The sequence below is a fragment of the Pseudaminobacter sp. Soil_N_29 genome (assembly GCF_057656055.1).
On sequence record NZ_JBDGLC010000004.1, the window covers coordinates 168,224 to 191,067 of the forward strand.

Consider the following 22,844-nt stretch of genomic DNA (forward strand, 5'->3'; position numbering starts at 1 on the left):
CCATTGCGATGAAGCAGTGAAGTCACCGCCTTTGCGCAAAAAATGTCAATGGCCGCTCGCTGAAGGCCAAAGTTCCATGCGGGGAAGGCGGCCGGTAGACAGACGAATTCTGGCAGTGAAATTCATGACTTACCGGCCTATCCTGAATCAAAACATCTGCACGAAGCTGATTGCGCGTTCCGGCGGTGGAATTGCCGCCGGACTGGCTGGTCAAATCGCCGAAGCCTTGGCACAGTCGGGGAAAGAGGAGCTGCATATCATGGCCAAGAATCAGGCTTTCCACGCACCCAAACCCTGGTCGGAAATGGCGCCGGCGCTTGTCGACGTGGCGATGGGGCGAAAGCCTGCTGACCTCGTCGTGCGCAATGGCCGCTGGGTGAACGTCCATTCCGGCGAGGTTATCCCCGGCACAGACCTGGCCATCACCGGCGGGCGCTTCGCCTATTGCGGCCCCGATGCCAGCCACGCCATCGGGCAGGGCACCAAGGTCGTCGATGCCGGCGGCCGCTATCTCCTGCCGGGCCTGTGCGACGCGCATATGCATGTCGAAAGCGGCATGGTGACGGTGACCGAGTTCGCGCGGGCGGTGATCCCGCATGGCACCACCTCGATGTTCATCGACCCGCACGAGATCGCAAACGTGCTGGGCCTCGAGGGCGTGCGCCTCATGCATGACGAGGCAATGGCCATGCCCATCAATGTGGGTGTGCAGATGCCTTCCTGCGTGCCTTCCGCGCCGGGGCTGGAGAATGCCGGGGCATCGCTGCAGCCGGAGGATGTCGCCGAGGCCATGACCTGGCCCAACATTGTCGGGCTCGGAGAGGTGATGAACTTTCCGGGCGTTGCGGCCAACAACCCGGTCATGGTGGGCGGTATTGCCGAGACGATGAAGGCTGGCAAGACCGTCGGCGGGCACTATGCGTCGCCCGACCTCGGCAGGCCCTTCCACGGCTATGTCGCCGGCGGGCCGGAGGACGACCATGAAGGCACGCGCGTTGAAGACGCCATCGCACGCGTGCGCCAGGGCATGAAGGCCATGCTGCGCCTCGGCTCGGCGTGGTACGACGTCGCCACCCAGATAAAAGCGGTTACGGAACAAGGGCTTGACCCGCGCAACTTCATCCTCTGCACCGATGACAGCCATTCCGGCACGCTGGTGCATGAGGGGCACATGGACCGCGTGGTGCGCCACGCCATCGCGCAAGGATTGAAGCCGGTGACGGCGATCCAGATGGCCACGATCAACACCGCGCAGCATTTTAGGATGGAGCGTGAGTTGGGCTCCATCGCGCCCGGCCGCCGGGCCGATTTCCTGATCGTTTCCGACCTGGCGGAAATGAAGATCGATGAGGTCTATGGCCGCGGCGTTCGGCTGGCCAAGAGCGGAAAGCTGGAAGTCGATATCCCCGCCTACGACTATCCGGACAGCGCCAAGAACACGGTCAAGCTTGGCAAGCGACTGGAGGCGCGCGACTTCGACATCGAGGCGCCCGAAGGTGCCAACGAGGTTCGGGTGCGCGTCATCGGTGTCATCGAGAACCAGGCGCCGACGCGGGCGCTCGAGGCCGACCTCTCGGTCGAGAATGGGCTCGTCGCCATGGACCGCCCCCACGATGTCTGCCAGATCGCGCTGGTGGAACGCCATCGCGGCACCGGCAGCGTCACCAACGGTTTTGTCTCGGGCTTCGGCTATATGCAGGATTGTGCCCTGGCCTCCACGGTGGCGCATGACAGCCATCACATGATCGTGGTGGGCACCAACAAGGAAGATATGGCCGCTGCCGCCAACCGGCTCGGCGAGATCGGCGGCGGTGTCGTTCTCTATTCCAAGGGTAAGGAACTGGCGGCGGTGGAAATGCCGATCGCCGGTCTGATGTCGGACGAGCGCGCCGAAATCGTCGCGGAAAAGGCCGAAAAGCTTGTAGAGGCGATGCGCGCAATGGGGTGCACGCTCAACAACGCCTATATGCAGCACTCGCTGCTGGCGCTGGTGGTGATCCCCGAACTGCGTATCTCAGACGTCGGCATCATCGACGTGACGAGGTTCGAGAAGGTCGACCTGTTCGTCTGAGCGGCGGCCAGCCGCTTGGGAGAACTTGGCGGCCTACGTCTTCGGGCCGCCAACCACCACGCTCATCACCTCGAACGGCGTGGTGATGACGATCTCGGCGGCCGAGGTGATCGTCTGGGTGATGCCGCCGGCGAGCGTTCCCAGGCGATCCCCCACCCCGCGTTCGTTGGTGCCCAGACCGGCATCCTCGTGCAGCTTGTCGCCCAGAAGCTTCACCAGAACCGGGTTGTCGGCGAACTTGGTGTGGTTCAGCGAGTCGCCGGCGGAAACCTGGCTGAGATCCACGACCGTCACACCGAGGCTCGCAATGTCGGCGGCATCCTTGTAGCCGCCGAGCCGCGGCTTGTTGCCGGCAATGATGCGTGACACTTCCAGTGCGCGGTCGTCGCCCGACAGAAGCAGGAAGAATGGCTTGTCGGGCTTGCCGTAGCGACGCATCTGGCTCTTGAACACGTCGACATCGATATCAGGCGAGGCCAACACCACGTCGCCAAGACGGTCGCCCAGGTCGGGGTCGCCAGCAGCGGCGAGCTGCCGCAACGCTTCCATCGTCACCCAGTTGCCCATCGAATGGGCGATGATATCGATGCGCTTGGCGCCGGATCTGGCCACCAGGCGCAGCGTCTCCTCCAGCGCGTCGCGGGCGGCGGTGGCGCTGTTGGTGTCGTAGACGTAATCGACCACTTTGCCGCTGGAGGCCCAGGAGAACAGAACCGGCGTGCCGGAATAGCCGGAATCGTGCGCGATCTGCGTGAGGCGATAGACGGCGCTGTCGAAGGCGGTGTTGTAGCCATGCACGAAAACCAGCGCGCGGCCGCCCCGCGAGCTGATGTCTGCGCGCAGGGATTTTGAGAACTCTTCGGCCTTGTCGAAGGTCGAGACCTTTTCCGCGATGAAATATTTCGCGGGGTCGGGGCTTTGGCCTCGCTTCCGGCGCTCGATGTTTCCCGGCTTGTGGCCGGCCGGAACCGTCATGTCCACGCGTGCGAAGCTGACCGTGGGCGCGCGCTCGCCCGCATAGACTTCCTTGCGGTCTGTAGCCTTTGCGCGCGTGGTGGCGACGAATATTTCATGCCGGCCCGCGATGGCGCCCGCAGGAGCCTCCACGACACGGCTGCTGACCAGTTCGCGCATATCCTGGCCGGCACAGCCCGAGATGAGCATAGCCAGCGCAATTACGCCCAACCCCGCCGCCACACTTCGAGACATCATTTGCTCCGGCCCATCCCCGGCTACCTGATAGCCGCTGGCGCTCGCAGGGTCCAGCCGGGCAGAGGGCGCCGCCAAGCGTGGGCTGTCGGGTGTTGCAGCCGGGAGACGGGCGGCCGTCAGCGACCCCAGAAGGTCGGGGTGAAGATGACCAGCACGGAAAGGATCTCGAGACGGCCAAGCAACATGGCGGCCGAGAGAATCCATTTCGCGGCATCTGGCAGCGTCGCGAAATTGCCCACCGGGCCGATGATCTCGCCCATCCCGGGGCCAACATTGGTCAGCGCTGTCAGAGCGCCGGTTATGGAGGTCATGAGGTCCAGGCCGGTTGCCGCAAGCAGGATTGTGCCGATGGCCCACAGAACCAAGAAGGCAGCGATGAACAGAACCACGCTGCGCTGCATGTCCTCGCTTATCGAGCGGTCGCCATAGCGCACAGGCTGTACCGTGTTGGGATAGATCAGGCGGCGAAGGCCGTTCGCCATCAGCTCGAACAGGATCAGGAACCGATAGGCCTTTATGCCGCCGGTGGTCGAGCCCGAGCAGCCGCCGAGGAAGGTGGCGACGAACAGGCAGGCAACGGCAAACGGCCCCCATTTCGTGTAGTCGTCGCTGGCGAAGCCGGTCGTGGTGATGATCGATATGAAGTTGAAGGTCGAGTGGGTGAGGGCGTCAAAGAAGGGGATACCGAGTTTCACTCGCAAATAGATCGCAACCGACAAGGCGAAGACGACGCAGTAGCCGGCGAAGACGCGGATCTGCGGATCCCTGAGGGCGTCGGTGCGGCCGCGCACCACAAACAGGATCATGATCGAGAACGGCAGGCCGCCGATGAACATGAAGATGGAAGCGATCCACAGGATCGAAGGCGTGTTGGTATAGCGCGCAAAGGATGTGTCGTGGGTCGACATGCCGCCGGTGGCAAGGGTCGACATTGCATGGTTGATCGCGTCGAAGCCCGTCATGCCCGCCGCGGCGTAGCAGATGGCGCATATCGTCACCAGCGACGTGTAGATGACGATGAGGCTGAGCGCGAAAGTGTGGAATCGCGCGAAGGGACGGTCCTCGATGTCGGACGACTCGATCTTGAAATAGGACACGCCGCCGATGTTGAGGAAGGGCAGCAGGAAAAGGCCGAGTGCGATAACCCCGAGGCCGCCAATGAATGTCAGCAGCGAGCGCCACAGCAACAGGCCGGGCGGCGCCTTATCCAGCCCGTTGATAACGGTCGAGCCGGTGGTGGTGATGCCCGAGACGGATTCGAAGAACGCGTCGGCAAGGCTCAGCCCGAGCGACGAGGCCAGAAACGGCACCGCCCCGGCGATGGCCAGCGTGAGCCACAGCAGGTTGACCAGAAGGAACCCGAAACGCGTGGTGGCCTGCGGCGGGCGCCCCTGCGTCGCCAGCGCAACCGCCATGGCAAGCCCGCCCATGAACAGGGCGGAGAACGCGAAGGCGCGCCAGTCCTTGCTGCCGTAATAGAGATCGACCGCCGCCGGAATCAGCATCGCGGCAGAGAGATACATGGCGAAGATCGCAGCAACGTGGATCGCGGCGCGAACGGCGGTTCTATTCACGGAAAGCTCGGCACCCTGGTTACTCGGAATTCCCCGTGCCATGAACGTGGCGACAAGGTGGCGGGGCGGCGACAGTGGCGTCATCCTGGCTAATATGCAATAGGCGGAACCGGCCATCGACAGCTACGTGTCGTTGCGGCCTGGCGACTGCGGCAGTTGTCGTATTCGCATATGCCGGCCGGCGTTGACCTCCGCGTGGCGCCTTCGACCAGAATGGAGCGATTTGGCGATGACGAATTTTGTCGAGCGGGTGGATGACGCGACCCGCACACTGCGCGAGCTGTTTGCCGAAACGCCGCTTCAGGAAAACGCATATCTGTCGCGCAAGACCGGCGCCCACATCTTCCTGAAGCGCGAGGATCTGTCGCCGGTGCGCTCCTACAAGATCCGTGGCGCCTTCAATTTCTTCCGCAAGGCGCTCGCCGGCGGCAACCGCGCCGAACTCTTTGTCTGCGCTTCGGCCGGCAACCACGCCCAGGGCTTTGCCTATGTCTGCCGCCATTTCGGCAAGAAGGGCGTCGTCTTCATGCCGGTGACCACACCGCAGCAGAAGATCGACAAGACGCGACTGTTCGGCGGCGAGTTCGTGGAAATCCGCCTCGTCGGCGACTTCTTCGACGATTGCTACCGCGCGGCCATCGACTTCACGGAAACGTCGGGTGCGCATCTGGTGCCACCCTTCGACCACAAGGACATTATCGAGGGGCAGGCGAGCGTGGCCGCGGAGATCGCCGCGCAGATGCCCGATGGGCGCGAGCCCGACATGGTGTTTTTGCCGATCGGTGGTGGCGGACTGGCGGCAGGCGTAACGCGTTACATGCGCGAGAAGGGAGCCACCACGCGCTTCGTGTTCTGCGAACCGTTCGGCGCACCAAGCCTCAAGGAAGCGCTGAAGCTGGGCAAACGGGTGAAACTCGACAAGGTCGACAATTTCGTCGACGGCGCGGCGGTGGCCGAAATCGGTCGCGAACCGCTGCGCTACCTCAGGGAGTTTGACGAAGCCTCCGTCAGGCTCGTGCCGGAGAACAGGCTGTGCGCTACGATGATTGAGATGCTCAATGTCGAGGGCGTCGTACTGGAGCCGGCCGGTGCGCTCTCCATCGATGCGCTCAAGGATTTTCCCAAGAAGGAAATCAAGGGCAAGACTATCGTGCTTGTGATCTCGGGCGGCAACTTCGATTTCGAGCGCCTGCCCGATGTGAAGGAGAGGGCGCTTCGCTTCGAGGGGCTGAAGAAGTATTTCATCTTCCGCTTCCCGCAGCGTCCGGGCGCGCTGCGCGATTTCCTGGAGCTTCTCGGTCCCGACGACGATATCTCCCGCTTCGAGTATCTGAAAAAGTCGGCTCGCAACTTCGGCTCGGTGCTGATCGGCATCGAAACCAAGGACGCCCGCAATTTCGCGGTGCTGGCGAAGCGATTCCATGAAGCGGGCTGGGCTTACCAGGACATCACAGAGAACGAGACACTGGCCGAATTCATCATTTGAACTGTCGCAGCCGACAAGACCTCCACGGGTCTTCTTTCGCACTGCAACATATATTGGTTGCTTTTTCCGGCCGAATGGGCCATATGCGGCAACATGGGCGCTTGGGCCGGGCTTCCGGCTTTCCCGACAGATGGGACAGGTTGCGTCTGCTTTCCTCCGTTTCGATCGAACGGTCACCGGAGAAAAAGCCCTGCGGACACGGTGTTCGCGGGCACGACAGCGCAACCGTGCGGGCTTTTTTCAGCTCGCCGCCTTGTCGTTTCCATAGAGACATTTCGCCGGCAGGTAGCGCCTTGCCGCGATCATCGTTTGCGGCCGTAGCCGCGTGAAAGAAGAACAGATTGACGAACGAAAACATTGTCGAGTCGGCGGGTTTCGCCGAACTCGGAATTTCCGGCCCGCTGCTCAAGACCACCGCAGGCGCCGGCTTTGACACGCCGAAGCCGATCCAGGCCGGCGCTATTCCCCCGCTTCTCGAAGGCCGCGATGTGCTGGCCGTGGCCCAGACGGGCTCGGGCAAGACGGCTGCCTTCAGCCTGCCGATCCTGACGAAGATCATCGCGCTTGGCACCAAGCGCCTGCCCAAGACGGCGCGCGCGCTGATCCTGGCGCCGACCCGCGAGCTTGCCGTGCAGATCGAAGAGACGATCCGCGTGCTCACCAAGGGATTGCACGTGTCGACCGCGCTGGTGCTCGGCGGCGTGTCGCGCTTCAGCCAGGTCAAGAAGATGGCGCCTGGCGTCGACGTGCTGGTCGCCACCCCTGGCCGGCTGGTCGATCTCGTCCGCGAGGGCGAGGTGAGCCTGCAGGAAACGCGCTGGCTGGTGCTCGACGAAGCCGACCGTATGCTCGACATGGGCTTCATCCATGATGTGAAGCGGCTGGCCAAGGCCACCCACAGGGACCGCCAGACGGCGCTGTTCTCGGCCACCATGCCCGAAGAAATCGCGGCGCTGGCCGAAGGCATCATGAAGCAGCCCGTGCGCGTCGAGGTGGCGCCGCAGGGCACAACGGCCGCCGAGATCAAGCAGAGCGTCGTGCTTGCCCGCACCAAGCAGAAGCGCAAGATCCTCTCCACCATGCTGGCAGATGAAGCGATGCGTCAGGTCATCGTGTTCGCGCGCACAAAGCACGGCGCCGACCGTGTCACCCGCGATCTCGAGCGCGACGGTTTCGAGGCCGCTGTCATCCACGGCAACAAGTCGCAGAACGCACGCCAGAAGGCGCTGAACGGTTTCCGCGACGGCTCCGTGCGCATCCTCGTCGCCACCGACATTGCCGCCCGCGGCATCGACGTTCCGGGCATCAGCCATGTCGTTAACTTCGACCTGCCGGACGAGGCGGAAAGCTATGTCCACCGCATCGGCCGTACCGGCCGCAACGGCGCCGACGGCATTGCCATCACGCTGTGCGACCCCACCGAAAACGCCAAGCTGCGTCAGGTTGAGAAGATCATCCGCATGAAGCTGCCGGTGGCAGCCGACCATCTCGACCAGCCGGACCCGAAGCCGGAGCCGCGTGCGGCGATGGAGCCTGCGAACGATCGAAACGCCCCGCGCGCCGACAAGCGCCCGCAGGGGCAGAAGCCGCGCGGCAACGGTTTCGGCAAGAAGCCGTTTTCCAGCCGGCCGGCCGACGACAGGCCGGAGGGACGCAAGCCGTCCCGGCCCAAGCGCCGTGGCTTCGGCGGGCGCAAGCCGGCGACGCGAGCCGCCTGACGGCTAATAGTCTGTCGGCCTCGCCGACATGGCTTATGAATGAAGACATTCAGGCGGCCGGAGCTTTTTGCTTCGGCCGCTTTCTATTGCACCACGGCCTTGATCCAGACTTCGATCCGCTGCGCCAGGAAACGCGTCGTGGACGGCGACCGCACGTCGCCGGCTATGACGTGGTTGTCCGGGTCGCCGGATGTTTCGACCGGCACGAGCTCATGATAGCTGCCCCAGCGCGCCGCTATCTGGCGCGTCAGGTCCTGGCGGGTGACGCCGTCGAGATCCGAGAAGATGAAGAGGGCAGGGATCGTGATGTTCTCCACCGGCGTCTCGCTCGCGAGCTTGGTCAGGGCGGCCATCGGCAGCGTGGCGCTGGTCGGGTAACGCGTGGTCCAGAATTGTTCGTGTTGCGAATTGCGCGGCTGGAAGCTTCGCTCCTTGCCGGCGACCAGTTCGGCGATCTGCTTGCCCCAGGGCAGCGTCAGGATTTCGGCGCCTGCGGCCCGAACGCCGAAATTCGGCGAGATCAAAGCCATGGCCACGACGCCATCCGAAGCGCCTTGCTCGGCGGCCGCCTGTACGGCCAATGCCGCACCCGTCGAGGTGGCGATGACGACGACCTTTTCACCGATCTCGCGGCCGATGGCGATGGCCTCGGCATAATCGTTGATCCAGTCGTTGACGGTGGCCGTGCCCATGGCAGCTCCGTCCTGCCCGTGACCGGTCAGTCGCGTGTAGAAGAGGTTGGCATCGAGTGCGTCGGCCACTTCGTCGGGCAGCGGTCGCACCTCGGCCTTGGAGGCGGAAAAGCCGTGGACGTAGACGATGGAAATCGGCGTCTTCGCGTGGATCAGCGGATTTGCCCAGACGATCTCCTTTTCCAGCCCGTTGCGGATGCCGGCCAGCTTGCCTTCGGTTCGCTCGAGATAGGCCTCCGGATCGTCGCCGATGGCGCTCGGGTCGAAGGTGATGCGTGTGTCGACCGTCACGCGCGGGCCGAGCGCATACGCTGCGACGAGTGCTGCAAGCAGGATCAGAATGGCAATGGTTATGCGGCGGCTCAAGGCAAGTCCTCCAGAAGCCGATCGGTCGCCGATGCGGCCGAATCGAGTCCCTGACCTACAGATTTCCTGAATCCACGCCAAGCGCCAATAGTGATGGACAGCGTAAGGCCTTGGCTGCTCAGTCTCGCGGCTTGCGACCGGCGGCCATGGGGCGCTTGTCCCATCCGGTCATCTTGTGGATCAGCCAAAACCGCAGTTCGAACGGCAGCATGCGCAGCAGCTTCAGCGAAATGGTAAAGCGGCGCGGGAAACTGGTTTCGAACCCGCCGCTGCGCACAGCGCGAGCTATTCGCTGCGAAGCGTCTTCCACGGGAATGAGCGCGGGCATCGAAATACGCGTCTTCTGCGTCAGCGGCGTGTCCACGAAGCCGGGATTTACCACCTGCAGTCGCACGTTCATCTTGTCGAAGTCGTGCTTCAGCGCCTCGGCAAGGTTGTTCAGCGCCGCCTTCGAGGCTCCATAGGCGCCGGCCGACGGCCAGCCGAAATAGGAAGACGCCGAGCCGACAAGCACGACGTGGCCGCGCCCGCGATACCGCATGCGTTCCACTACCGGCACCAGCCCATAGAGGACGCCGAACAGATTGACGTCGAAAGTGTTGATGATGTGGAGGGCGTCCAGGCGTTCGCCGCGCGTCGGGAAGTAATTGCCGGCGCTGAAGATGGCCAGCACGATCTCGCCCACGTCGCGCTCGATGGCCGCCACGGTGTTCCGCATGCCATCTTCATCCGTCACATCGCAGAAATACGGCACGATGCGCCCCGGCAAGTGTGCAGTTTCCTCGACCAGCGTGTGAAGGCGGTCTTCGTCTCGGGAAGTAACGGCGACAGTATAGCCAGCGGTTGCAAGATCACGTGCAAGGAACCGCCCGATGCCGGTGCTGGCGCCGGTAATCCATGCCACGCCGTCCTTCGGGTCGGCCCGGTAAAGTACTGCCATGCCGTGAATCGCCCCTCTCAGTCCCCAATATAAGTACCCCTGCCGTTCGGCGATGGGAAGGGGGCCATCGAGTCAATTGGCCAGTAGCGGGCGACAATCGTTTCCCCCGCGTCCCGCTCGACGGAAATTGAATCGGGCTTGCCTCTGGACCAGGCAATTTCATCTCTTGAAAGCCCGGTCGCTGGTTTTTACTCTGTCGCTTGAAAGAAAAGGAATTTTTCCATGCATCGTTCGGTGATCGACGTAATCGGCAACACGCCTTTGATCAGGCTCAATCGGGCTTCGGAGGAAACCGGTTGCGAAATCCTCGGCAAGGCCGAGTTCATGAATCCGGGGCAGTCGGTCAAGGATCGCGCCGGCCTGTTCATCATTCGCGACGCCGAGGAAAAAGGTTTGCTGAAGCCGGGCGGCGTTATCGTCGAGGGCACGGCCGGCAACACCGGCATCGGCCTAACCGTGGTCGCCAAGGCGCTCGGCTACCGCACGGTCATCGTCATTCCCGACACGCAGAGCCAGGAAAAGAAAGACGCGCTGCGCCTGCTCGGCGCGGAACTGATCGAGGTTCCGGCCGTGCCCTACAAGAACCCGAACAATTATGTGAAGGTTTCGGGCAGGCTTGCTGAGCAACTGGCCAAGAGCGATCCCAACGGCGCGATCTGGGCAAACCAGTTCGACAATATCGCCAATCGCGACGGCCACATCCACACCACGGCGCAGGAAATCTGGAAGCAGACCGAAGGCAAGGTCGACGGCTTCGTCTCGGCCGTGGGCACCGGCGGCACGCTTGCCGGTGTCGCCGCGGGCTTGAGAGAAAAGAACCGCAACGTGAAGATCGCGCTCGCCGACCCGCTGGGCGCGGCGCTCTACAGCTATTACACCACGGGCGCGTTGAAGTCCGAGGGCAGCTCCATCACCGAGGGCATCGGGCAGGGGCGCATCACCGCCAACCTGGAAGGTTTTACCCCCGACTTCTCCTATCAGATCCCCGACGCCGAAGCGCTGCCGATCATTTTTGACCTGGTGCAGGAGGAGGGGCTGTGCCTCGGCGGCTCCACTGGCATCAACATCGCGGGCGCCGTCCGGCTGGCGCGCGATCTCGGTCCCGGCCACACCATCGTGACGGTGCTGTGCGACTATGGCACGCGCTACCAGTCGAAGCTGTTCAACCCCGACTTCCTGCGCACCAAGGATCTGCCTATCCCCGAATGGATGGATCGCCAGACTGAAATCCCGGTGCCTTTCGAGGCGGTGGCGTAATGGCGCACGACACCTACGCAGTCTTCCGCGACGATGCCTATCTCGCGGAAGCCGAAGCCCAGGTCGTGGCCGTGAACGACCGCGGCGGCATCATTCTCGACCGCACGATCTTCTACGCCACCTCCGGCGGCCAGCCGGGCGACACCGGCTTGATGACCCGCGCCGATGGCAGCCGCATCGCCATTGCGGCCACCATCACGGGCGAAACCAAGAACGAGATCATCCACGTTCCCGCGGCGGGACAGCCGCTGCCCGAACCGGGTGAGAAGCTGGCGCTCTCAATCGACTGGCCTCGGCGGCATCTCTTGATGCGCATGCACACGGCCTGCCATCTGCTCACGGTCGTGTGCCCGTTTCCGATCACCGGCGCTTCGGTGGCGGAGGACGATTCCCGCGTCGATTTCGACATTCCGGATGCAGGCTTCACCAAGGAAGACGTGACGGCCCGGCTGATGGAACTGATCGCCGCCGACCATCCGGTGTTCACAAGGCTTATTTCGGATGACGAGCTTGCCACCAATCCGGGCCTCGTGAAGTCCAAGAATGTCAGGCCGCCGACCGGAAACGGCCAGATCAGGCTGGTCTGCATCGGCGAGGACGGCTTGGTCGACAGCCAGCCCTGTGGCGGCACGCATGTGCGCAGCACCGGCGAGATCGGCGAAATCCATATTGGAAAAATTGAGAAGAAGGGCCGCGAGAACCGTCGCTTCCGAATCCGCTTCGGACCGCCGCCTGCCCAGTGAAGGTGACGGGGCGGTTCGCCCAGGCACGTAAGGTTACATGGCGTCTCGGGGGTAGGCGGCGCTCTTGCAACCGAAATTGATTCAACGCGATGCCAATATGTTGCATCATGCCGGCGAGAGGAGTCGCCGGCCGGTTCAACCTCATGTTGCGCTGGATCAAGGCGCTTCATGAAACGCCGTTATAGCTTGGCGCCAAAATGGGAAACACGGCCGCATGCCTGTCCGGCGCCCATCGCGGCCACCGAGGGAGTGAGAAATGTCCGAGACCAGTCCGTTCGTCGTCGATGCCGATTGGCTCCAATCCCGCCTCGGCACGCCGGGACTGTCGATCGTCGATGCTTCCTGGTACCTGCCAGCCCAGAAGCGTGACGCGCGGGCCGAATACGATGCGGCGCATATCCCCGGCGCCGTCTTTTTCGACCTTGACCTCGTGGTCGATGCGGAATCCAGCCTTCCCCACATGCTTCCGCGCCCGGGGATATTTGCCCAGCACGCCAGTTCCATGGGCATCTCCGCTGACGACACGATCGTGGTCTATGATGGCCCGGGCTTCTTTTCCGCTCCGCGGGTCTGGTGGATGTTTCGCGTGATGGGGGTTTATCAGGTCTTCGTGCTGGACGGCGGCTTCGACCGCTGGAAGGAGGCGGGGCGGCCGGTGACGACGGAGCCGACCAAGATCGCTTCGGGTTTCTTCCATGCCAATTTCGACGCCAGCCGCGTCGCTTCGCTGGCCGACATGCGCCGCATCGTCGAAACGGGAGAGAGCCAGATCGCCGACGCGCGCTCGCACGCCCGGTTCACGGCAGCTGAACCGGAGCCCAGGCCCGGCCTGCGCTCCGGCCACATGCCGGGCGCGAAGAACGTGCCCTATTCGTCACTGTCCGAGAATGGCGAGTTCCTTCCGCTGGAGCGCCTTGTAGAGGTGCTGGAGGACGCCGGATTGGACCTGACCAGGCCGGTGGTTACTTCCTGCGGATCCGGCGTTACGGCAGCGGTAATCACGCTGGCGCTCGAAAGCCTCCGCCACCGCGATCACAAGCTCTATGACGGCTCCTGGGCCGAGTGGGGCGGGCAAGCAGACACGCCGGTGGTGACCGGCGAGGACTGAGCATGACCGAACATGAGAATTCAACAACCGTGCCCGTCACGGTGACTTTCCTCGAAATGGCGGCGCCTTTGGCCCACTACCCGCCGCTGCCGCTCAACAAGCAGATCGCGCTTTTGCGGGCACGCAACATCCCGCTGCATTTCTATCGCTATCTGATGGACCGCGTGGGCCGCAAATGGCACTGGGTGAACGCCCTGCGCCTGACGGACGAGGAACTCGCCGCCAGCCTCCACCGCGAAGACCGCGATATACGCGTACTCTACCTTGAAGGGGCGCCAGCCGGTTTCTTCGACATCAAGCCGCATCTGCCCCACGAGGTCGAGCTTGCCTATTTCGGCATGATGGATCACGCCATAGGCCAGGGGCTGGGACGGTGGTTCCTCGGCGCTGCCATCGAGACCGCCTGGTCGTACAAGCCCCAGCGCGTAACTGTCCAGACCTGCACCATGGATCATCCCGCAGCGCTTCCGCTCTATCAGAAGCTGGGCTTTGCGCCTGTGGGCCAGAAGCACGAACTGGTGCGCACCATGACCTTGGCCGAGCGATCGGACAGCGTCATGCGGCCCTGAGCATCCACTCACAGCCGTTAACCTCTCTTGCACGAAGCTGAAGGCGCCGTTCATCGGTCCTTCAGCATCGCCGGGTCATGTTCGCGCCATCAATTCGGCCCCAGGCCATCCATGCAGGAGACACACATGATCAATCGCCGTCATTTCGCAGCAGCCATGGTCGCGCTGCTTGTCTTTCCGACCGTCGCGCCGGCCCAGAACATGATGCCTTCTGCCTCGCAGATCGAACGCCGTCTGGAGGAGGGGCCGACGCGCAAGCTGCGCCGCGACCAGCGCGTCACCGTGCGCGAGTTCAAACGCCGGCCGGAACTGCGCCGCATGGCACCATCGATCGACATCCAGGCGATCAACTTCGAGTTCGGCTCGGCAGAGGTGCCACATTCGCAATACGGCAAGGTCGAGCAGATCGCCAACGCGCTCGAGCGCATCATTCGCCGCCGGCCGCACACGCGCATCCTGATCGAGGGGCATACCGACGCCGTCGGCTCCTTCGAAGCCAACCAGATCCTGTCCGAGCGCCGGGCGGAATCGATGAAGCGGGTGCTGGTGCGCGAGTTCCGCATCCCGTCCCACGTGCTGGAGACGGTTGGCTACGGCGAGGAATTTCTGCTGGTGCCGACGCAGAACGAGAACTGGCAGAACCGCCGCGTGACGCTGCGCCGCATCGACGATTTCCTGCGCTAGAAGCCCGCTTTCTCGACCTCCCACAACAAGGCCCGCCGACGGTTTTTCGTTGGCGGGCTTTTTCTTTTGCCCCCGCTGAAAAGCTTGTTTTTTCAGAGAATAAGCAGTGACACGCGTCCGTGAAATCGCGCAAACGGCAGTCGCGGTGTTGTGATTGGGAAGTGTGCCGAAAAATACATATCTCCTGAGCGTGGAAGAAATGAACCTTGGATAAGAAGTTTTTCTGACCAGCTCAGCATGACGCAAAAGACGGTTCAACCCGGTCGCCAAGTTTCGCTGGCTTCCAGGCGTTTCTCCGCGGCTGTGTTTCAGAATGGAAGCAGCCATCGATATTGATAAGGAGAAGGCAGATGAATAAGTTTCTATTCGCTTTTGCAGCAGTTCTTCTTGGTTCCGGCGCCGCCCTGGCCGATTCCGCACCGGCCACGGTAATCGTTCATCCGAGCCATGTTGTTCGCGAGACCTACGCGCAGGCCCTGTCCACGGGAGATACCGCGCCTACGGTGAAAGTGGTGAAGCAGTCGCGCATCAATTATGCCAGCGCAGCGGCCATGCAGGCTCTGGGCCACGCCCCCGTGTTCAATCCTCACGGCGGAGATGCGGCGCCTCCAGCCCGTTGAGCCGGTCACCCGCACTGCGATCCTTGAGCGGATGTGAGTTTCGAGGGCGACGGAGTTGGTCCGCCGCCCTCTCGCTTTCCAGAGGTTCTGCGCAGTTGCGGCTTGCATGAAGCGGGCCGAAATGGTCACGCGGCCAGCACTGCTTTCGGCTCGGCCGCTTCATAGCCGAGCGCTTCCGCCACGGCGCGATTGGTTATCCTGCCCTTGTGAACGTTCAGCCCGTTTCGCAGGTGCGGCTCGTCCACCAGCGCCTTCAGCCCCTTGTCGGCCAGTTGCAGGCCGAAGTGCAATGTTGCGTTGTTCAGCGCATGTGCCGACGTCACCGGCACCGCGCCCGGCATGTTGGCCACGCAGTAGTGGATGACGCCATCGACCTCATAGGTCGGATTGGCGTGCGTGGTCGCGTGCGAGGTCTCGAAGCAGCCGCCCTGGTCGATCGCCACATCCACCAGCACCGCTCCCTTCTTCATGCCCGACAGCATTTCGCGCGAAACCAGCTTCGGTGCGGCAGCGCCTGGAATCAGCACCGCGCCGATCACCACGTCGGCCGAGAAGCATTCCTCTTCCAGCGCTTCGACGGTGGAGTAGCGGGTATGGACCCGTCCGGCAAAAATGTCGTCGAGCTGGCGCAGGCGCGGAATGAAGCGGTCGAGCACGACGACCTCGGCGCCGAGGCCGACGGCCATCTTGGCGGCGTTCAAGCCGACCACGCCGCCCCCGATGATCACGACCTTGCCCGGCAGAACACCGGGCACCCCGCCCAGCAGCACGCCGCGCCCGCCGTTCGGCTTTTGCAGCGCGGTGGCTGCCGCCTGGATGGCCAGCCTGCCCGCCACTTCCGACATCGGCGCCAGCAGAGGCAGGCCGCCCCGCTCATCGGTCACCGTCTCATAGGCAATCGCGGTGACGTCGGACGCCAGCAGGCCCTTGGCCTGCTCGGGATCGGGTGCGAGATGGAGAAAGGTGTACAAGATCTGCCCGGCGTGCAGTTGCACCCATTCGCTCGGCTGCGGCTCCTTCACCTTGACGATCATGTCTGCGCGGGCAAACACCTCCTCGGCGGTTCTCGCGATGGCTGCTCCGGCAGCGCGGTAGGCATTGTCGTCTGCGCCGATGCCGGCACCGGCACCTGTCTCGACAAGGATTTCATGGCCATGGGCGGCGTATTCGCGCACCGCGCCCGGGGTCAGTCCTACACGGAATTCGTTGTTCTTGATTTCCCTGGGGCATCCAACGCGCATGTGGGTCCTCCACTGTTGTCCCTTTACGTAGGGTAAGGTGATGAAATCACAGATTCGCTCGCGCATCCTTGCGAATTTTGTTGCGTGGCGCTGATGGCGCGGATAATTCTTGCGTGAAATAGATAGTTATTCGAAGGAATGCCGAAAAGTGTCACTCGATCGCATCGATATTGCCATATTGGACGCTCTGCAGCGCGATGGGCGCATTCCCAATGCTGCCCTGGCCGAGAAAGTCGGGCTGTCGCAGTCGGCCTGTTCGCGCCGGCTCGACAACCTTGAAAAGAGCGGCGTGATCCGGGGGTACCATGCGCGGCTTTCCAATGCGGCGCTCGGGCACCAGATGACGGCGATCGTGCACATTTCGCTTTCGGGGCAGTTCGAAAAGACGCTGTCGGACTTTGAAGCCGCGATCAAACGCTGCCCCAACGTGCTCTCCTGCCACCTCATGTCGGGCGAATACGACTACATCCTGCGCATCGCCGCCAAGGATCTGGCGGACTACGAACGCATCCACAAGGAATGGCTGACCGCCATGCCGCACGTGACGAAGATCAACTCGTCCTTCGCGCTGCGCGAGATCATCGACCGCACCGCCCTTGGCATGAAGCCCGAACTGGCCTGAGGGCCGTTTCCTTCCATGACGCCGCCATTGTGGTGAGCGTCTTCGTTTTGCGAGGGTGCCAGGTCGGGCTGGTTGGTCCGGCTTTCGCGCATCCGAAATTGCCATGCCTGTGCTGCAGTCAGCGGCCTGTCATTGCCCCGTCATCCTCACCTGCTGGACTCGCCAGGAATTCGGCGCGAAACTCCGGGTTTCGACGTCGATTTTTTTTGAGCCTTTTCACAGGAGAGAAAACGCATGTCGCAAGTGCTTCCCTCGATTTCGCGCCGGTCGTTTCTAGCAGGCTCCGCCGCTGCCGGCGCCCTGGTGATGTTGCATCCCTTTTCGGCGCGCGCACAGGCCAACCAGGCCCATCTCAGGATCATGGAGACCACCGATATCCATGTGAACGTGCTGCCCTACGACTACTACGCCGACAAGCCGAACGACACGATGGGGCTTTCCCGCACCGCTTCGCTGATCGATGCCGTGCGCAAGGAAGCCACCAACACCATGCTGGTCGACAATGGCGACCTTCTGCAGGGCAGCCCCATGGGCGACTACATCGCTTATGAGAAGGGGTTGAAGGAAGGCGACGTCCACCCAATCATGAAGGGCATGAACCTGCTCGGTTACGAGTGTTCGACGCTCGGAAACCACGAGTTCAACTACGGCCTGTCCTTCCTCGACAAGGTGCTGGCCGGCGCCAACTTCCCATTCGTTTGCGCCAACCTGATCCGCGGCACGGAGCTCGCCTCCAACCCTCGCGACGACAAGCTCTATCTCAAGCCCTACGTGATCCTCGACCGGAAGATCAAGGACGGCGCCGGCGAGGAGGATCCGATCCGCATCGGCGTCATCGGCTTCGTTCCGCCGCAGATCATGATCTGGGACGCCAAGAACCTTTCGGGCAACGTCATGACCCGCGACATCGTTCAGGCAGCCAAGGCCTGGGTGCCGCAGATGAAGGAGGAGGGCGCCGACGTCGTGGTCGCGCTTTCGCACTCCGGCATCGATGTGAAGCAAAGCGACATGATGGAAAACGCCTCCTTCTTCCTGGCCGGCGTGGAAGGCATCGATGCGATCTTCACCGGCCACCAGCACCTGGTCTTCCCCGGAAGGAAGGATTTTCAGGGCCTCGAGGGGGTGGATGCCGAAAAGGGCACGCTGATGGGCAAGCCTGCCGTGATGGGCGGCTTTTGGGGCTCGCATATGGGGCTGGTCGATCTGTTGCTCGAACGCGACGGCAGCAAGTGGCGCGTGGTGTCGGCAACCTCGGAGGCGCGGCCGATCTACGAGCGCGTCGACAACAAGAACAAGGCCCTCGTTGAGGACGACAACCGCATCGCCGACGCTCTCAAGGAAGACCACGAGGCAACGCTGGCCTATGTCCGCCGGCCGGTCGGCAAGACCACGGCGCCGCTCTATTCCTATTTTGCACTGGTTGCCGACGATCCGTCGGTGCAGATCGTGAGCCAGGCGCAGATCTGGTACATCAAGGACCTGCTCAAGGAAACGAAGTGGAAGGACCTGCCGGTGCTTTCTGCGGCGGCGCCTTTCAAGGCGGGCGGCCGCGGCGGTGCCGACTACTACACCGACGTGCCGGCCGGCGACGTGGCGATCAAGAACGTGGCCGATCTCTACCTCTATCCCAACACCGTGCGGGCAGTGGAAATCACCGGAGCGCAGGTCAAGGAGTGGCTTGAGATGTCGGCTGGCATCTTCAACCAGATCGAACCCGGCAAGACCGGCCAGGAGCTCATCAACAAGGACTTTCCGTCCTACAATTTCGACGTCATCGACGGGGTGACCTACAAGATCGATCTGTCGCAGCCGCCGAAATATGACCCGAAGGGCAAGGTGACCAATGCGGGGTCGAGCCGCATCCTCGAGCTCATGTTCGACGGCAAACCCATTGATCCCCAGGCGAAATTCGTGGTTGCCACGAACAATTACCGCGCCGGCGGCGGCGGCAATTTCCCGGACATCAACGAAACCAAGATCATCGTCGAGGCGCCTGACACCAACCGCGACGTCATCGTGCGCTACATCGTGGAGCAGAAGACCATCAATCCTTCCGCCGACAGCAACTGGTCGTTCGCGCCGATGCCAGGCACAGCCGTGATTTTCGAGACCGGGCCAAAGGCGAAGGAGTTCCTCGACCAGGTACAGAGCGTGAAGATCGAAGCCGCAGGCGAGGGCGCCGACGGCTTTGCGAAATATCGCATCATGCTCTAACCGTTTTCGCCTGGGCAAAGCAGACATAGCAAAGGGGCGGCAGGATGACCTGCCGCCCCTTCTGCAACCTGCGCTAGGCGGGGACTAGCGCTCGAGGATGACATCCTGCGGATTGACGATGACCGAGGAAGGTGCGGCATCGCCGCCGCGCATATTGGGTGTGCTGGTTGCAAAGCCGCCAAAACCTGCGCGGCCCGTGATGTCGAGGCTGGTGGGCGGGTTGACGACAACGGACGAAGGTGCCGCGTCGCCGCCGCGCATGTTGGGTGTGGTAGTTGCGAACCCGCCAAACCCGGCACGGCCTGTTATGTCAATGTTCGTCGGTGGATGGAACAACACCACAGGCGGGGCCGCGTCGCCGCCGCGCGGATTGAAGAACTGGGCTGAAGCCATGGAAGCACTTGCGGCTACAATGCCCAGGGCGATGGGGATAATGATTTTTTTCATTTTTGTTCTCCGTTTTTCTTTGCCCATCAAGTAATGGGCCAAGAATTTCGAAGATAAGTTGAGGGGGGCTTATTCCTATCTTCGCTCACATACCAAAAAGTAGGCCTGCCATTCCTCAACATCAAATCACTGACTCGCGATTGTCGAGCGGGGCTGAGGCAGGAGTCCGTGATGAGGAAACTGGCACGCGCATATGCATTGACGAGCGCCGCCGCGAGACCCCAAAAGGGCGCCTCCCAGACTCGAAGGAGGCGAAATTGATCCGGCACATTGTATTCTTCAGCGCCAAGCGAGGGCAGGACGTCGAGACTATCCGCAACGGGCTGCTCGCGCTTGCTGCCATACCGCATTCCAGCCACTTCGAAGTGACGGTCAACTCCAAGGTCGACCCGATGTGCGATGCGATCGACTTCGTCGTTTACGCCGAATTTGCTGATGACACGGCGCTGGCCGCCTTTAAGGCGCACCCCATCTATGATGAAACGACCCGCAAGGTCAGGCCCATGCGCGAACTGCGCTTTTCGGCCGACGTTGTCGCTGACCAAAGATAGCTAACACCCTTCTCGATCTGGTGCGACCGCCGCCATGCCGAAATTGGGACAGCTGTTCTCTTTCGGCGACGTTGTTGGCCCAAACCGGGTCACACCCTGTCAATCGCGCAGCCTGTTCATCGTTGCCGCCGCGAGCAACACGCCGGAAAGTCCCGCAGTTGTCGCGGCCAGGGCTCAAAAATCATGATTGGCACGGATGTTGCTGCTGAATTGATGTGCGTCGCTCTCGCGCCAGCCGTTGGGGGGCTCGCCCGATGACGCCGACGCAGCCTTCAGGGGAGGGCACCCGGTCGGAGCGCAGCGTAGCAGCGCGCTCTGGCCGGGTCACTCTCGGTAACGGGCATGGACATCCGGCGCCAAAGCACTAATCATGGCGAAGCTCCACATCTGTTGGCGAGGCCATGCTCAGACCTCAGAAAATTCCCATCAGCCAGATCTATGTCCCGGCCGCGCGCCGCAAGACGCTTCATCCGGAAACGGTGCGGTTCATTGCCGAAAGCATCGTGGAAAACGGACAGCAGACACCGATCCAGGTGCGCTTCGACGGCAAGCGATATGTTCTGATTGAGGGGCTGCATCGTTTGGAAGCCATGAAGTGGCTCGGGGAAACGACCATCGAGAGCTATCTGGTGCAGGCGCGCCGCCACTGACGTCTTCCAATCCAAAGCCGCCGCAAATAGCGTCAAGCCTCTCCCGTGATAATCTGATCGTGGCCTTGAGTGAGGCGGGCCTGTCTTCGTGTGTCCGGTCGCCGCGAAAAAGTCGCCGAAGCCGTAAGGCTGGCGCAAGCGACCGCCTCCATTCTGCAAAGCGTTCGTTGCTGTATCTGTGTTTGGGCAATTGGCGAGGGGCTGCCGATGCAGAACATTATCGAAGATTGTCTGAAGCCGCGCCTGACGGAAAGCGTCGATATTCTCACGGCGGTCAACATCCTGCGTGCGCGCGGCTACGATCAGGACGATCTGATCGCCGAGATTACCAGGCTCTTCTACGTCGATCTGGACGAATACAACCTTGTCATGCGTCGGCTGGCCTTCGCCGGCGTACGCTATGATGGGTTTGCATTCCAGGACGATGCCCTTGCGGTCGGCTCGGCGGCCTGAGAAGTAATAATCTGACGCGCCAGCGGACCGGCGCTAACCTCTCTCAAAGCGGAATGTTGTCGTGCTTCTTCCAGGGGTTCTGCAAATCCTTGTTGCGCAGCATGCGTAGCGCCCGCGCCACCCGCCGGCGGGTGGAATGCGGCATGATCACCTCGTCGACATAGCCGCGCTCGGCCGCCACGAAGGGGGAGAGGAATCGATCCTCATAGGCCTTCGTGTGCGCCGCGATCTTCTCGGCATCGCCGATGTCCTTGCGGTAGATGATTTCGACCGCGCCCTTGGCTCCCATAACCGCGATCTGCGCCGTCGGCCAGGCATAGTTCATGTCGCCGCGCAGGTGCTTTGAGGCCATCACGTCATAGGCGCCGCCGAAGGCCTTGCGGGTGATCACGGTCACCTTCGGCACCGTCGCCTCCGCGTAGGCGAACAGAAGTTTGGCCCCGTGCTTGATCAACCCGCCATATTCCTGGCTCGTGCCCGGCAGGAAGCCCGGAACGTCGACGAAGGTGACGATGGGGATGTTGAAGCAGTCGCAGAAGCGCACGAAGCGCGCCGCCTTGCGGCTGGCATCGGAATCAAGCACCCCGGCCAGCACCATCGGCTGGTTGGCCACAAAGCCGACCGTGCGGCCCTCTATGCGGCCGAAACCGACGACGATGTTCTTCGCAAAACTCGGCTGGATCTCGAAGAAGTCGCCTTCATCGGCGGTCTTCAGGATCAGTTCCTTGATGTCGTAGGGCTTGTTGGCGTTGTCGGGGATCAGTCGGTCGAGCGACAGGTCGTGCTCGGTCACCGACTGGAAGCACTCGATCTCGGGAATCTCGGCGGTGTTGGAGGCCGGCAGGAAGTCGATCAGCCGGCGCATCTGTAGCAGCGTCTCGACGTCGTTGTCGTAAGCGCCGTCGGCGATCGAGGATTTCGTCGTGTGGACGGAGGCGCCGCCGAGGCTCTCGGCCGTCACCGTCTCGTTGGTCACGGTCTTCACCACATCCGGCCCGGTCACGAACATGTAGGACGTATCGCGCACCATGAAGATGAAGTCGGTCATGGCAGGCGAATAGACGTCGCCGCCGGCGCATGGGCCCATGATGACGGAGATCTGCGGAATGACGCCCGAGGCGAGCACATTGCGCTGGAACACCTCGGCATAGCCGCCAAGCGCCGCCACGCCCTCCTGGATGCGCGCGCCGCCAGCGTCGTACAGGCCGATGATCGGCGCGCGGTTGCGCAGCGCCATGTCCTGCACCTTCTGGATCTTTTCCGCATGCGCCTCTGAAAGAGATCCGCCGAAGACGGTGAAATCCTTGGCAAAAAGGAAGACCGGTCGCCCGTTGACCGTGCCCCAGCCGGTCACGACACCGTCGCCGGCGACCTTGGTCTTCTCCATGCCGAAGTCGGTCGAGCGGTGCTCGACGTACATGTCGAACTCCTCGAAGGAGCCTTCATCGAGGAAGATTTCGATGCGCTCGCGGGCTGTCAGCTTGCCCTTGGCGTGCTGGGCCTCCACGCGGGCCTTGCCGCCGCCGGCACGCGCGATTTCGCGCCGGCGCTCGAGTTCCTTCAGCACGTCTTTCATTGCGAAACGCTCCCTCGGGCCCAAACCTTGCATGAAGGTGTTAGCACGAC

The 22,844-nt window shown here is 62.5% G+C and carries 21 protein-coding genes; 14 read left to right on the plus strand and 7 right to left on the minus strand.

What is annotated here, in order from left to right:
- The first annotated feature begins 259 nt into the window (after positions 1-259).
- A complete protein-coding gene (gene ade / locus AC3A4H_RS11515) occupies positions 260-2,071 on the plus strand; it encodes an adenine deaminase (protein WP_487766812.1) in 1,812 nt (603 codons plus the stop codon).
- A gap of 33 nt (positions 2,072-2,104) precedes the next feature.
- Here the strand turns inward: ade and AC3A4H_RS11520 are convergent, their stop codons facing one another.
- Positions 2,105-3,283, minus strand: a complete 1,179-nt coding sequence (locus tag AC3A4H_RS11520; protein WP_487766813.1) for an alpha/beta hydrolase — start codon at positions 3,281-3,283, stop codon at positions 2,105-2,107.
- A gap of 116 nt (positions 3,284-3,399) precedes the next feature.
- Positions 3,400-4,857: a TrkH family potassium uptake protein gene (locus AC3A4H_RS11525; protein WP_487766814.1), complete on the minus strand. Its 1,458-nt coding sequence runs from the start codon at positions 4,855-4,857 to the stop codon at positions 3,400-3,402.
- Between the two features lie 229 nt (positions 4,858-5,086).
- Between AC3A4H_RS11525 and ilvA the strand changes: the two genes are divergently transcribed.
- Both ilvA and AC3A4H_RS11535 read left to right on the plus strand, forming a co-directional pair.
- The gene (gene ilvA / locus AC3A4H_RS11530) at positions 5,087-6,343 is read left to right on the plus strand and encodes a threonine ammonia-lyase IlvA (RefSeq protein WP_487766815.1); all 1,257 of its coding nucleotides are present in this window, start codon (positions 5,087-5,089) and stop codon (positions 6,341-6,343) included.
- 341 nt (positions 6,344-6,684) lie between these two features.
- Complete coding sequence (locus AC3A4H_RS11535; protein ID WP_487766816.1) at positions 6,685-8,061, plus strand: DEAD/DEAH box helicase; 1,377 nt, start codon at positions 6,685-6,687, stop codon at positions 8,059-8,061.
- Between the two features lie 83 nt (positions 8,062-8,144).
- Here AC3A4H_RS11535 and AC3A4H_RS11540 read toward each other — a convergent pair whose 3' ends face one another.
- Positions 8,145-9,119 (minus strand): alpha/beta hydrolase, encoded by a 975-nt coding sequence (locus AC3A4H_RS11540; RefSeq protein WP_487766817.1) that lies wholly within the window; start codon positions 9,117-9,119, stop codon positions 8,145-8,147.
- Positions 9,120-9,237: 118 nt separating this feature from the next.
- Positions 9,238-10,059: an SDR family NAD(P)-dependent oxidoreductase gene (locus AC3A4H_RS11545; RefSeq protein ID WP_487766818.1), complete on the minus strand. Its 822-nt coding sequence runs from the start codon at positions 10,057-10,059 to the stop codon at positions 9,238-9,240.
- 222 nt (positions 10,060-10,281) lie between these two features.
- Here AC3A4H_RS11545 and AC3A4H_RS11550 point away from each other — a divergent pair, with 222 nt between their 5' ends.
- The 6 genes from AC3A4H_RS11550 (at position 10,282) to AC3A4H_RS11575 (ending at position 15,040) form a co-directional block, all read left to right on the plus strand.
- Positions 10,282-11,316, plus strand: coding sequence for a cysteine synthase A (locus tag AC3A4H_RS11550; RefSeq protein WP_487766819.1), 1,035 nt, complete (start codon positions 10,282-10,284; stop codon positions 11,314-11,316).
- Positions 11,316-12,059 carry an alanyl-tRNA editing protein gene (locus tag AC3A4H_RS11555; RefSeq protein WP_487766820.1) on the plus strand — a complete coding sequence of 248 codons (744 nt, stop codon included), beginning with the start codon at positions 11,316-11,318 and terminating at the stop codon, positions 12,057-12,059. The genes AC3A4H_RS11550 and AC3A4H_RS11555 overlap by 1 nt, the downstream gene beginning before the upstream one ends.
- 256 nt (positions 12,060-12,315) lie before the next feature.
- Positions 12,316-13,167, plus strand: coding sequence for a 3-mercaptopyruvate sulfurtransferase (gene sseA, locus AC3A4H_RS11560; protein WP_487766821.1), 852 nt, complete (start codon positions 12,316-12,318; stop codon positions 13,165-13,167).
- 2 nt (positions 13,168-13,169) lie between these two features.
- Positions 13,170-13,736 (plus strand): GNAT family N-acetyltransferase, encoded by a 567-nt coding sequence (locus tag AC3A4H_RS11565; protein WP_487766822.1) that lies wholly within the window; start codon positions 13,170-13,172, stop codon positions 13,734-13,736.
- 126 nt (positions 13,737-13,862) lie between these two features.
- Positions 13,863-14,420, plus strand: coding sequence for an OmpA family protein (locus tag AC3A4H_RS11570; RefSeq protein ID WP_487766823.1), 558 nt, complete (start codon positions 13,863-13,865; stop codon positions 14,418-14,420).
- 350 nt (positions 14,421-14,770) lie between these two features.
- Positions 14,771-15,040, plus strand: coding sequence for a hypothetical protein (locus AC3A4H_RS11575; RefSeq protein WP_487766824.1), 270 nt, complete (start codon positions 14,771-14,773; stop codon positions 15,038-15,040).
- Positions 15,041-15,165: 125 nt separating this feature from the next.
- Here AC3A4H_RS11575 and ald read toward each other — a convergent pair whose 3' ends face one another.
- Positions 15,166-16,281 (minus strand): alanine dehydrogenase, encoded by a 1,116-nt coding sequence (gene ald, locus AC3A4H_RS11580; protein ID WP_487766825.1) that lies wholly within the window; start codon positions 16,279-16,281, stop codon positions 15,166-15,168.
- 148 nt (positions 16,282-16,429) lie between these two features.
- Between ald and AC3A4H_RS11585 the strand changes: the two genes are divergently transcribed.
- Both AC3A4H_RS11585 and AC3A4H_RS11590 read left to right on the plus strand, forming a co-directional pair.
- Positions 16,430-16,903 (plus strand): Lrp/AsnC family transcriptional regulator, encoded by a 474-nt coding sequence (locus AC3A4H_RS11585; RefSeq protein ID WP_348779403.1) that lies wholly within the window; start codon positions 16,430-16,432, stop codon positions 16,901-16,903.
- Positions 16,904-17,137: 234 nt separating this feature from the next.
- Entirely contained in the window at positions 17,138-19,117 is a 1,980-nt protein-coding gene (locus AC3A4H_RS11590) for a bifunctional 2',3'-cyclic-nucleotide 2'-phosphodiesterase/3'-nucleotidase (RefSeq protein ID WP_487766826.1), read from the plus strand.
- Positions 19,118-19,201: 84 nt separating this feature from the next.
- On the opposite strand, the gene AC3A4H_RS11595 is transcribed toward AC3A4H_RS11590, so the two are convergent.
- A complete protein-coding gene (locus AC3A4H_RS11595) occupies positions 19,202-19,564 on the minus strand; it encodes a hypothetical protein (RefSeq protein WP_348779405.1) in 363 nt (120 codons plus the stop codon).
- 257 nt (positions 19,565-19,821) lie between these two features.
- On the opposite strand from AC3A4H_RS11595, the gene AC3A4H_RS11600 reads away from it, so the two are divergent.
- From AC3A4H_RS11600 to AC3A4H_RS11610, 3 genes are all read left to right on the plus strand, one after another.
- Positions 19,822-20,115, plus strand: a complete 294-nt coding sequence (locus AC3A4H_RS11600) for a Dabb family protein (RefSeq protein WP_487766827.1) — start codon at positions 19,822-19,824, stop codon at positions 20,113-20,115.
- 401 nt (positions 20,116-20,516) lie between these two features.
- Positions 20,517-20,765: a ParB N-terminal domain-containing protein gene (locus AC3A4H_RS11605; protein WP_348779407.1), complete on the plus strand. Its 249-nt coding sequence runs from the start codon at positions 20,517-20,519 to the stop codon at positions 20,763-20,765.
- Between the two features lie 90 nt (positions 20,766-20,855).
- On the plus strand, positions 20,856-21,218 hold the full coding sequence (locus tag AC3A4H_RS11610; RefSeq protein ID WP_487766828.1) for a hypothetical protein: 363 nt from the start codon (positions 20,856-20,858) through the stop codon (positions 21,216-21,218).
- A gap of 43 nt (positions 21,219-21,261) precedes the next feature.
- On the opposite strand, the gene AC3A4H_RS11615 is transcribed toward AC3A4H_RS11610, so the two are convergent.
- On the minus strand, positions 21,262-22,794 hold the full coding sequence (locus tag AC3A4H_RS11615; protein ID WP_487766829.1) for an acyl-CoA carboxylase subunit beta: 1,533 nt from the start codon (positions 22,792-22,794) through the stop codon (positions 21,262-21,264).
- Positions 22,795-22,844: the final 50 nt, after the last annotated feature.

Coding starts and splice junctions, on each gene's coding strand:
- ade (WP_487766812.1), top strand. CDS start 260: ATGGCCAAGAATCAGGCTTTCCACGCACCCAAACCCTGGTCGGAAATG.
- AC3A4H_RS11520 (WP_487766813.1), bottom strand. CDS start 3,283: ATGATGTCTCGAAGTGTGGCGGCGGGGTTGGGCGTAATTGCGCTGGCT.
- ilvA (WP_487766815.1), top strand. CDS start 5,087: ATGACGAATTTTGTCGAGCGGGTGGATGACGCGACCCGCACACTGCGC.
- AC3A4H_RS11545 (WP_487766818.1), bottom strand. CDS start 10,059: ATGGCAGTACTTTACCGGGCCGACCCGAAGGACGGCGTGGCATGGATT.
- AC3A4H_RS11550 (WP_487766819.1), top strand. CDS start 10,282: ATGCATCGTTCGGTGATCGACGTAATCGGCAACACGCCTTTGATCAGG.
- AC3A4H_RS11555 (WP_487766820.1), top strand. CDS start 11,316: ATGGCGCACGACACCTACGCAGTCTTCCGCGACGATGCCTATCTCGCG.
- sseA (WP_487766821.1), top strand. CDS start 12,316: ATGTCCGAGACCAGTCCGTTCGTCGTCGATGCCGATTGGCTCCAATCC.
- AC3A4H_RS11565 (WP_487766822.1), top strand. CDS start 13,170: ATGACCGAACATGAGAATTCAACAACCGTGCCCGTCACGGTGACTTTC.
- AC3A4H_RS11570 (WP_487766823.1), top strand. CDS start 13,863: ATGATCAATCGCCGTCATTTCGCAGCAGCCATGGTCGCGCTGCTTGTC.
- AC3A4H_RS11575 (WP_487766824.1), top strand. CDS start 14,771: ATGAATAAGTTTCTATTCGCTTTTGCAGCAGTTCTTCTTGGTTCCGGC.
- ald (WP_487766825.1), bottom strand. CDS start 16,281: ATGCGCGTTGGATGCCCCAGGGAAATCAAGAACAACGAATTCCGTGTA.
- AC3A4H_RS11590 (WP_487766826.1), top strand. CDS start 17,138: ATGTCGCAAGTGCTTCCCTCGATTTCGCGCCGGTCGTTTCTAGCAGGC.
- AC3A4H_RS11595 (WP_348779405.1), bottom strand. CDS start 19,564: ATGAAAAAAATCATTATCCCCATCGCCCTGGGCATTGTAGCCGCAAGT.
- AC3A4H_RS11605 (WP_348779407.1), top strand. CDS start 20,517: ATGCTCAGACCTCAGAAAATTCCCATCAGCCAGATCTATGTCCCGGCC.
- AC3A4H_RS11615 (WP_487766829.1), bottom strand. CDS start 22,794: ATGAAAGACGTGCTGAAGGAACTCGAGCGCCGGCGCGAAATCGCGCGT.